The sequence below is a fragment of the Variovorax sp. 01T432 genome (genome assembly GCF_056398605.1).
The window spans coordinates 97,722-107,599 of sequence record NZ_JBFTPS010000021.1 but is presented as its reverse complement, the minus strand read 5'-3'; the positions used below and the strand labels follow the sequence as shown (position 1 = coordinate 107,599).

The 9,878-nt window shown below is 65.1% G+C and carries 10 protein-coding genes and 3 tRNA genes; 4 read left to right on the top strand and 9 right to left on the bottom strand.

The annotated features are described in order from the left end of the window. The coding region (locus AC1DNF_RS17605; protein WP_478149893.1) for a transposase at positions 1-719 on the top strand (719 nt) is incomplete at its 5' end. 335 nt (positions 720-1,054) lie between these two features. Here the strand turns inward: AC1DNF_RS17605 and AC1DNF_RS17600 are convergent. The 9 genes from AC1DNF_RS17600 to folC form a co-directional block, all read right to left on the bottom strand. Then, positions 1,055-1,131: transfer RNA gene (locus AC1DNF_RS17600), tRNA-Asp, on the bottom strand. Positions 1,132-1,202: 71 nt separating this feature from the next. Then, positions 1,203-1,278, bottom strand: a tRNA-Glu gene (locus AC1DNF_RS17595). A 60-nt stretch (positions 1,279-1,338) separates the two neighbouring features. Next, positions 1,339-1,414 (bottom strand) — tRNA-Ala (locus AC1DNF_RS17590). A 33-nt stretch (positions 1,415-1,447) separates the two neighbouring features. Beyond that, positions 1,448-2,836: a glutamate--tRNA ligase gene (gltX, locus tag AC1DNF_RS17585; RefSeq protein WP_478149892.1), complete on the bottom strand. Its 1,389-nt coding sequence runs from the start codon at positions 2,834-2,836 to the stop codon at positions 1,448-1,450. Continuing rightward, positions 2,833-4,047 (bottom strand): O-succinylhomoserine sulfhydrylase, encoded by a 1,215-nt coding sequence (locus AC1DNF_RS17580; protein ID WP_478149898.1) that lies wholly within the window; start codon positions 4,045-4,047, stop codon positions 2,833-2,835. The genes gltX and AC1DNF_RS17580 overlap by 4 nt, the downstream gene beginning before the upstream one ends. A 21-nt stretch (positions 4,048-4,068) precedes the next feature. After that, positions 4,069-5,571, bottom strand: coding sequence for an amidophosphoribosyltransferase (purF, locus tag AC1DNF_RS17575; protein ID WP_478149891.1), 1,503 nt, complete (start codon positions 5,569-5,571; stop codon positions 4,069-4,071). Between the two features lie 12 nt (positions 5,572-5,583). Then, positions 5,584-6,069: a CvpA family protein gene (locus AC1DNF_RS17570; protein ID WP_478149890.1), complete on the bottom strand. Its 486-nt coding sequence runs from the start codon at positions 6,067-6,069 to the stop codon at positions 5,584-5,586. A 14-nt stretch (positions 6,070-6,083) separates the two neighbouring features. Then, entirely contained in the window at positions 6,084-7,022 is a 939-nt protein-coding gene (locus AC1DNF_RS17565; protein WP_478149889.1) for an SPOR domain-containing protein, read from the bottom strand. Between the two features lie 61 nt (positions 7,023-7,083). Continuing rightward, complete coding sequence (gene folC / locus AC1DNF_RS17560) at positions 7,084-8,379, bottom strand: bifunctional tetrahydrofolate synthase/dihydrofolate synthase (RefSeq protein WP_478149888.1); 1,296 nt, start codon at positions 8,377-8,379, stop codon at positions 7,084-7,086. Positions 8,380-8,425: 46 nt separating this feature from the next. Between folC and AC1DNF_RS17555 the strand changes: the two genes are divergently transcribed. From AC1DNF_RS17555 to ppnP, 3 genes are all read left to right on the top strand, one after another. Next, positions 8,426-8,779: an ArsC family reductase gene (locus tag AC1DNF_RS17555; protein ID WP_478149887.1), complete on the top strand. Its 354-nt coding sequence runs from the start codon at positions 8,426-8,428 to the stop codon at positions 8,777-8,779. 86 nt (positions 8,780-8,865) lie between these two features. Continuing rightward, complete coding sequence (locus AC1DNF_RS17550; RefSeq protein WP_478149886.1) at positions 8,866-9,402, top strand: hypothetical protein; 537 nt, start codon at positions 8,866-8,868, stop codon at positions 9,400-9,402. 140 nt (positions 9,403-9,542) lie between these two features. After that, a complete protein-coding gene (gene ppnP / locus AC1DNF_RS17545; RefSeq protein ID WP_478149885.1) occupies positions 9,543-9,866 on the top strand; it encodes a pyrimidine/purine nucleoside phosphorylase in 324 nt (107 codons plus the stop codon). The last annotated feature ends 12 nt before the right edge of the window (positions 9,867-9,878 follow it).

The window sequence follows — 9,878 nt, the reverse complement described above, 5'->3', positions numbered from 1 at the left end:
CGCGCGAAGACGCAGTCCACAGCCGCATGCAAGCCCGCCATCAGCTCAAGGGCTTCCTGCTGCGCCACGACGTGCGCTACAAGGGCAAGACCTCGTGGTGCGGTGCTTACTACCGCTGGCTGGCGACGCTGAACTTCGGCGCTGGCGCCGCCCAGACGGCGTTCACCGAATACTGGCAAGCCGTAACGGCGGCAGATGATCGCGTCGATCGGCTGACAAAGGCGTTGCAGGCCTCGATCACTGGCTGGCGCTTCGAGCCGGTGGTCGGTGCGTTGCAGGCACTGCGTGGTGTCGCCGCGATCACGGCGATTGGCCTGGTGGCCGAGATCGGCGATCTCGGGCGCTTTGCACATCCGCGCAAGCTCATGGGCTATCTGGGACTGGTTCCATCCGAGCATTCCAGCGGCGAGCGCACGAGCCGAGGCAGCATCACCAAGACAGGCAACGCGCATGCACGCCGACTGTTGACCGAGGCCGCCTGGAATTACCGCTTCAAGGCGCGCATAGGACAAAGGGCGCAGGTTCGACAGCAAGAGTTGTCCGAGCCGATACGAAGGATGGCCTGGACGGCGCAGCTGCGGCTGACGCAGCGGTTTGCAGCCCTGAATGCGCGTGGCCTGCAAGCCAACAAGGCCTGCGTCGCGGTCGCGAGGGAATTGGCCGGCTTTGTCTGGGCCATCGGTATGCAGGCGCAGCGCGAGAAAGTCGAGCCAATCTGATAGCGAAGGAAGCCCTCGGGATCGATCTGGTGATGCGGCACGAGCAACGAAAGGGCAACCCTCGAGCCTGTTACCAGGGCACCGCAAGGATGATCCCCGGCCTTAGAGCGAGGCAGGCCCACGACGAATCGATGAAGTGCAGGTAACCAATCCGCGGATATGAGCTTGATTCATCGTCGCTGCAACGCTCGAGTCGCATCACCCGATCAATCCCAAATACACCTACACCCCCCAAAACCTGCAGTAGCTATTGACAGTGGCGACCATATGAGCAGGTAGCCAGAAATGGAAAAAGCCGTTGCATGTCAAAGACATGCAACGGCTTTTCTCTTTCTTGGCGGAGYGGACGGGACTCGAACCCGCGACCYCCGGCGTGACAGGCCGGTATTCTAACCAACTGAACTACCACTCCTGGTAGACAACGTTCGCTCCAAGTGGAGCCAAGTGCTGCGACTTGTGCCCGCTTCACCAAGCGGTGAAAACTGGCGACCCTACGGGGATTCGAACCCCGGTAGCCACCGTGAAAGGGTGGTGTCCTAGGCCTCTAGACGATAGGGTCAAAACCTTAGGAACTGCGTTGCGATCAACGCTTGTTCTTCTCTCTCTCTCGACGCCCTGATGGTGGAGGTAAGCGGGATCGAACCGCTGACCTCTTGCATGCCATGCAAGCGCTCTCCCAGCTGAGCTATACCCCCTTGGGTGTCGAGCCTCAAATTATAGCCTGATTCTCAAGCCGCTTTCAATCGCTGGAGCACAGTTTCGCGAGAAAACAGCGCGAGCACCGCGTCGAGGGACGGCGTCTGTGCAGTTCCCATCACAAGCACGCGCACCGCCATTGCGAGCGCGGGCATTTTAAGACCGTGCGCAGTCAACACTTCCTTGATGACAGCGGAGATCGAAGCCTTGTCCCAGGCAGCAGTCGCCAGCTTGTCGGCCAGCGTTTCGAGCGCGGGTCGCACCGCATCGGTCACATGCTGCGCCCGGTCGGCTTGGCTGGCAGAGACATCGGCGTAGAACGCCGCGGCCCATCCGGCCAATGCGACAGTCGTGTCGCAGCGGTCCTTGAACAGTCCGCAGATCGCCGCGAGACGCTCGTCGGCGACGATGTCGCGCTTGCGCAGTTGCTCGGCGACGAGCAGCGCCAACGCATCGTCGGCCATGGCCTTGAGATGCTGCGCGTTGACCCAGCGCAACTTGGCCTCGTCGAACTGCGCGGCACTGCGACCCAGGTGATCGAGGTTGAACCACTGGATGAACTGCGCGCGCGTGAAGATCTCGTCATCGCCATGGCTCCAGCCGAGCCGCGCGAGATAGTTGACCATGGCATCGGGCAGGAAGCCCTCGTCGCGAAACTGAGTGACAGGCTTCGCGCCCGTTCGCTTGCTCAACTTCTCGCCCTGTTCGTTGAGGACGGTGGGCAAGTGCGCATAGACCGGCGGTTCCTTGCCGAGCGCGCGAAAGATGTTGATCTGGCGCGGCGTGTTGTTGACATGGTCATCACCGCGGATCACATGCGTGATGTTCATGTCGATGTCGTCGACGACGACGCAGAAGTTGTAGGTGGGCGTGCCGTCCGGCCTCGCGATCACGAGGTCGTCGAGTTCATCGTTGCCGATCTCGATGCGCCCCTTGACCTTGTCGTCCCACGCCACGACGCCGCCTTGCGGATTGCGAAAGCGCAGAACAGGCTGAACACCTTCGGGCACCGGCGGCAGGATCTTGCCAGGCTCCGGACGCCAGGTGCCGTCGTAGCGCGGCTTTTCCTTGGCCGCCATCTGCTTCTCGCGCAGGGCATCGAGTTCGGCCACACTCATGTAGCAGGCATAGACCCGCTCCGAGGCCTGCAATTCGGCCAGCACCGCCTTGTAGCGGTCCATGCGCTGCATCTGGTAGTAGGGGCCTTCGTCATGGTCGAGGCCGAGCCACTCCATGCCTTCGAGAATCACGTCGACGGCCTCCTGCGACGAACGCTCGACGTCGGTGTCCTCGATGCGCAGGATGAAGTCGCCCCCGGTCGAGCGTGCGAACGCCCATGGGTAAAGCGCGGAGCGAATATTGCCGAGATGGATGAATCCGGTCGGCGAAGGAGCGAAGCGGGTACGTGTCTTTTGCGTCATGCGAGGGTGCCGAGACCGCGAAGCAGGTCGGTCTTGATGTCTTCGATATGGTCCAGCCCGACTGCAATGCGGATCAGGCCCTGCCCGATGCCGGCCGCCTGCCTTTGCGCTTCGCTCAGGCGTCCATGCGAAGTCGTGGCCGGATGGGTGATGGTTGTCTTGGTGTCGCCGAGATTGGCCGTGATGCTGAGCACGCGCGTGCTGTCGATCACATGGAATGCGTTGGCGCGCGCCGCCTCAGGGCCGTCGCCGCGCACGTCGAAGGACAGCACCGCGCCGCCCAGCCCCGATTGCTGCCGCATCGCGAGCTCATGCTGCGGATGCGATGCGAGGCCGGGGTAGTAGACGCGCGTGATGCCCGGCTGGGCTTCAAGCCACTGCGCGAGCGCCAGCGCGTTGGCACATTGCGCCTGCATGCGAATGCCCAGCGTTTCGAGCCCCTTGAGAACCACCCAGGCGTTGAACGGCGACAGGGCCATACCCGCTGTGCGCACCACCGTGCCGAACACGTCGTCGATCAGGCGCGAGGGTCCGCAGATGGCGCCGGCCAAGACGCGGCCTTGACCGTCGAGGTACTTCGTGCCCGAGTGGATCACCAGATCGGCGCCGAATTCGGTCGGGCGCTGCAGCGCGGGCGAGCAGAAGCAGTTGTCGACCGCCAAGAGCGCGCCGGCGTCGTGCGCCAGGTCGGCCAGCGCGCGGATGTCGCACACATCGGTCAACGGATTGGTCGGCGTCTCAGCGAACAGGAGTTTGGTGGTCGGCCGGATGGCCGCTTTCCACTCCGCGACATCGGTCTGGGAGACGAAGCTCGTCTCAACGCCGAACTTGCCGAAATCACGGCCGATCAGGTTGAGCGTCGATCCGAACACCGAACGCGAACAAACGACGTGGTCGCCCGCCTTCAACAGGCCCATGCACATCATGAGGATGGCGCCCATTCCGCTGGAAGCGCCGATGGCGGCTTCGGTGCCTTCGAGCGCCGCCAGTCGGCGCTCGAAACTGGTCACCGTGGGATTCGAAGTGCGGGTGTAGGTGTAGCCTTCTTCGGTCCCGGCAAAGCGGCGGGCGGAAGTCTCGGCGTCGGGCTGCACGAAGCTGCTCGTGAGAAAAAGCGCTTCGGAGTTCTCGCCATATTGGCTGCGCTCGAGCGCGGTGCGCACCGCGAGCGTGTCGCGGTGCAGGCCGGGGGGCAGGGATCGATCGGTCACGTCGTCTTTCAGCTCAGTCAACTATTCGCTCATGTTGGGTAGCGCGAGGCGCGAAGAATCTTCTTCTGTTTCCTCGATGCGGGGACGGGCGCCATTCATGCGCGATATGGCCTCGGTGTCGATGTCGCCGGTCACGTAGATGCCATCGAAGCACGAGGCGTCGAAGCCGTCGAGCTTCGGATTGAGAGAACCAATCGCGCGCTTCATCGCATCGACGTCCTGGTAGATCAGGGCATCGCAGCCGATCAGTTGACGGATCTCTTCGATGGTGCGGTTGTGCGCGACCAACTCGTCCTTGGTCGGCATGTCGATGCCGTAGACGTTCGGGTAGCGCACCGGCGGCGCGGCGCTGGCGAGGTACACCTTGCGGGCACCCGCGTCGCGCGCCATCTGGACGATCTCGCGGCTCGTGGTTCCGCGCACGATCGAGTCGTCGACCAGGAGCACATTGCGGCCCTTGAACTCGCTGGCGATCACGTTGAGCTTCTGGCGCACCGACTTCTTGCGCACGCCCTGCCCCGGCATGATGAAGGTGCGGCCCACATAGCGGTTCTTCACGAAGCCTTCGCGGTAGGGAATGCCCAGCAGATGCGCCAGCTGCGTCGCGCTGGGCCGGCTCGACTCGGGAATGGGAATGATGACGTCGATGTCGCTCGGCGGCACGGTCGACACCACGCGCTTGGCCAATGTCTCGCCCAGGTTCATGCGCGCCTGGTAGACAGAGATGCCGTCGAGCACCGAGTCGGGCCGCGCGAGGTAGACGAACTCGAAGATGCAGGGATTGAGCGTCGCCGATTCTGCGCATTGCTCGATATTCACCTCTCCCTGCAGGTCGACGAACACCGCTTCGCCCGGGCCGACATAGCGCTCGAAGACATGCCCGGAACCTTCGAGCGCAACCGTTTCGCTGGCAACCATGACGGTGCCGTCGGCGCCACGCCCCATCGCGAGCGGCCGGATGCCGAAAGGATCGCGGAACGCAAGCAGGCCATGACCCGCGATGAGCGCCACCACGGCATAGGAGCCACGCAGCCGGCGATGCACGTTGCGCACCGCTTCGAACACGGTCGCGGAGTTCAGCATGCCACCGCGCGTCGAACGCTCGAGTTCGTGCGCGAGCACGTTGAGCAGCACTTCCGAGTCGCTCTCCGTGTTGGTATGACGGTGGTCGGTGGAAAACAACTCGGCCCGCAATGCGTGCGCGTTGGTGAGGTTGCCGTTGTGCACCAGCACGATGCCGAAGGGCGCGTTTACGTAGAAGGGCTGCGCTTCTTCCTCGCTGTAGGCATTGCCGGCGGTCGGATAGCGCACCTGGCCCAGCCCGACGTTGCCGGGTAGCGCCCGCATGTTGCGCGTGCGAAACACGTCGCGCACCATACCCTTGGCCTTGTGCATGAAGAATTTGCGCTCGAGCAGCGTGACGATGCCTGCCGCGTCTTGGCCGCGATGCTGCAGCAGCAGCAAGGCGTCATAGAGCAGTTGATTGACGGGAGCGCTGCTGACAACGCCGACGATTCCACACATGAAACGATCCTCTCAGGGCAGGTAGCTTGCCAACTTTTCAGGCAGCGCGGGTTTCAGGCCCTGCAATGCCGCATCGAGAACAATGGCGCTTCGCGATTCGTGCCACCAGGCACTGTCGCTCAACGCCAGCAAATGAACAACAACTGCCAGGGCGAGCAGCGCGACCGCGCCGCGCGCCACACCGAAGGCCCCGCCGAGGATGCGGTCCACGGGGCGCAGACCGACCACGGTGATCAGCTTGCGAATGAGTGCCGCCACCAACCCTACACCGAAAGCCACCCCAACGAATACCAGGACGAAACCCGCCGCATAACGCCAAGTGGCGCCGGGTTCGCCGAACGGCAGCCACGCGCCGACGTCGTCGGCAAACCACTGCGCGCAAATGAAGGCCGCAACCCAGCCCCCCAGCGATACCACTTCAAATACAAGTCCACGCACCAGGCCGATCAGTGCCGAGAGCAGCAGCAACGCGACAGCGACCCAGTCGAGCAGGTTCACTTCGGCCGGCCAGCCTACAAACTGAGGACAGAGGCCGGCAAAGACAAGCCCTTGACCTTGCCGGCCGCACGGTCGGCCTCGGCCCGCGATGCGAAGGGGCCGATGCGCACGCGCGTGCGTTCACCGTCGGCCGTCTTCGCGACATGCGTGTATGTCTTCAGACCTGCCTTCTCCAACTTCTGGCGCACTTCCTTCGCCTTGTCCGGATCCGCGAACGCGCCGACCTGGACGACGAAGCGGCCGCTCTCCTCGGCCGCAGTCGCAGGCTTGGCGGCGACCGCCGCGGCCATCTTTCCCTCGAGCAATGCGCGCGCGCGGCCACCGTCGTCGGCGGGCGCCGGCTTGGCAGGGGTCGGCTTGGGTTCGGGCTTCGGTTCAGGCTTCGCCTCGACCCGGGCTTCCGGCTTGTGCCTGGGCTCGGGCTTGACCTCGGGCTTCGGCTCCGGCTTGGGCTGCGCCTTCGCCTCGCGCACAGGTTCGGGCTTGGCTTCGACCGCCGGCGCGGCTGGGACGGGCTTGCCGGATGGAATCTCGCTGCCGTCCGCTGCCTCGGTGATCATGCCGCCACTCGACGCCGCGTTCGTTCCGCCATTGGCACTGGCTGCGGACGGGCGCGGCGGAGTCGGCTGGGTCGGCGGGGTCGGCGGGGTCGGCGGGGTCGGCGTTCCTGGAGAATTTTGCGACGCCGGGGGTGCCGCAGGCAATGTCAGCGGCTTGGCCTTGGTGCGGTCCGGAATCTCGATCGGGATGTCGACCGCGACGGGACGGGGCTGGGTATCGAACAGCAAGGGGAAGCCGATCACGCCGACCAGCACCAGCACAGCAGCTCCGATGAGCCGGTGACGAGCGCGCCGGCGCATCGCCTCGACACTCTCCGCCGGCGCTGCGGCGACGCTGGTGTTGCGTCCTTCGTTGCCCTGCGAACCACGTGTGCGGAACTTGAAGAACGCCATGAAATTCGTTTTCCCTGATGGAGTGCAGCGTGAGTTGATAAGGCGCCGGAAATCAGGCTTCTCAGGAGCCGGGCGTCAGATGCCTGGCATGCAGGCGGGGTGTTCCGTGTTCGAGCACGCCACCCACCGTGAAGAACGATCCGAAGACGACGATTCTATCAGCGGGGGCCGCCCGATCGATGGCCGCCTGGAGCGCCTCCATCGGCGCCGCATGCACGCTGCCCGATGCGTCGGCGCGCGTGTTCTGCGCCTGCCAGCGGGCCAGGAGCTCGTCGGCCCGCGCAGCGCGCGCAGTCGGAAGATCGGTGAAGTACCAGCGATCGATGAGCGGCCCGATGCGCGCGAACATGGGGGCGAGGTCCTTGTCGGCCATCACACCGAACACCGCGTGGGTGGTCGGGTAGAAGCCCATCGCATCGAGGTTCTCGGCCAGCGCGGCGACTGCGTGTGGATTGTGTGCCACGTCCAGCACCAGCGCGGGCTCGCCCGGAATGATCTGGAACCGGCCGGGCAGTTCGACCATGGCCAGTCCGGTGCGCACAGCCTGGGCGGTGATCGGCAGTTTCTGCCGCAGCGATTCGAGCGCAGCCAGCACACCCGCCGCGTTGATCAACTGGTTGGCGCCGCGCAGCGCCGGGTAGGCCAGCCCGCTGTAGCGACGGCCCCGGCCGCTCCAGCCCCATTGCTGCTTGTCTCCCGACACGTTGAAATCGCGTCCGACGCGCCAGAGATCCGCGCCGATGGCGTTCGCATGGTCGATCACGCTTTGCGGGGGCACGGGGTCGCTGACGATCGCGGGCCGGCCGGCGCGCATGATGCCGGCCTTTTCGAAGCCGATGCTCTCGCGATCGGGCCCGAGGAACTCCATGTGGTCGAGGTCGATGCTGGTGATCACTGCGCAATCGGCGTCGATGAGGTTGACCGCGTCCAGCCGGCCGCCCAGGCCGACCTCGAGGATCGCGACGTCCGGCTTGTTCGCCACCATGCACAGCAGGATGGCGAGGGTGGTGAACTCGAAATAGGTCAGCGCCACATCGCCGCGGCCGCGCTCCACCGCTTCGAAGTACGCCGCCAGGTCGGCCCCGTCCACGGCCTCTCCCGACAGCCGCAGCCGCTCCTCGAAGCGCACGAGATGGGGCGAGGTGAACACGGCGGTGCGGTAGCCGGCGTGCGAGAGGATCGCTTCGAGCATCGCGCAGGTCGAGCCCTTGCCGTTGGTGCCGGCGACCGTGATCACGGGGCAGTCGAAGGCGAGACCGAGTCGAGCGGCGACCGCGCGGACGCGGTCGAGACCGAGCTCGATGTTCTTGGGATGCAGCCGCTCGGCGTGCGCGAGCCAGTCGTCAAGGGTTTTCATGGAGCGCCGAATTGTCGCCGACGCGCGCCCCGGGCATCATCGCGCCATGACAATCCTCTACGGCATCCCCAATTGCGACACGGTCAAACGGGCCAGGACATGGCTCGACGAGCATGGCGTCGCCTACCGGTTCCATGATTTCAAAAAGGAAGGCGTTCCAGAAGCCGAACTTGACCAATGGCTGCGCGCGCCGGGCTGGGAAGCACTGGTCAACCGTCGGGGCACCACATGGCGGCGCCTGGACGATGCGACCCGCGCGGCCGTCGTCGATGCGCCCTCGGCCCGAGCCGCCCTGCTGGCCAACCCGAGCCTGATCAAGCGGCCCGTCGTCAACTGGGGTCCCGGTTCGGCCGTTACCGCCGGGTTCGACGCGGCCGAATGGAAAGGCCGGTTTACGTAAACCATTGAACCAGCGCGGCCCCGGGACATCCAATCGAGTTCCACGGGCAGCGCCCTTTCCCGCCTTGCCCCCTCAGGAGCTTTGACATGAATACCAAGTTCGTTCGCAAAATCACCGCCCTCTCGGTGCTGGCGGGACTCGCCGGCGGCGTCACGATGGCCCAGGCCGAGCAGGTGCAAGCCCGCGTCATTTCGGCCACCCCCGTGACCGAACCGGGAGGCCGGACCAGCTACAACGTGACCTACGAATACAACGGGCAGCGCTATTCCACGCGCACCGACTCCCGCCCCGGGTCGACGATCTTCGTGGATGTAGGCGCATACGGCGTCGCAACCTCGCCCGTCGCGCCGCAAGCTCAGCTCCATCCCGGCCCCGCCGACGGCCAGCCCGACTGGAACAATGTCATCCCCGAGCCGGGCGTCGTGGTCGGGACCGGCGCGCCCGCGCCGGCCCCCGTCTACGCTCCCCAGTACGTCCAGCCGGCGCCCGTCTACTACCCGGCGCCGGTCTATGTGCAGCCGGCATATGGCTACGCTTATCCGGCGCCGTACGTGTACCCGCCGGTCGGTCTGTCGCTGAACTTCGGCTACTCGCGGGGCTGGCACGGCGGTCGTTGGCGCTGATGCGCTGAGTCCGTGGCCGCCCGGTTCGCGGCCAGCCTAAAATCACGGGCTTTCCCCAACCCGTGCACGGAAGCGCCTCGAAAGCCTGGCAAGAGCGCGCTTGCGAAGCCGAACGCGTGGGTGCCAGGCGCCCGCTTCAAATGACCACAACCGAATTCCTCTCCAGCGCCGCGGTCTCGACCAAGGCCAACGTCTATTTCGACGGCAAGTGCGTAAGCCACAGCCTGACGCTCGCCGATGGTACGAAGAAGTCGGTCGGCGTGATCCTGCCGTCCACCCTCAGCTTCAATACCGGCGCGCCGGAAATCATGGAAGGCACCGCGGGCCGCTGCGAATACCTGCTTGCGGGCGGCACCGAATGGGTGAGCGCCGGCCCGGGCGAGAAATTCAGCGTGCCGGGCAACTCCAGCTTCCAGATCCGCGTGAGCGGCGAGCCTTACAGCTACATCTGCCACTTCGGCTGAACCGGGATTCCA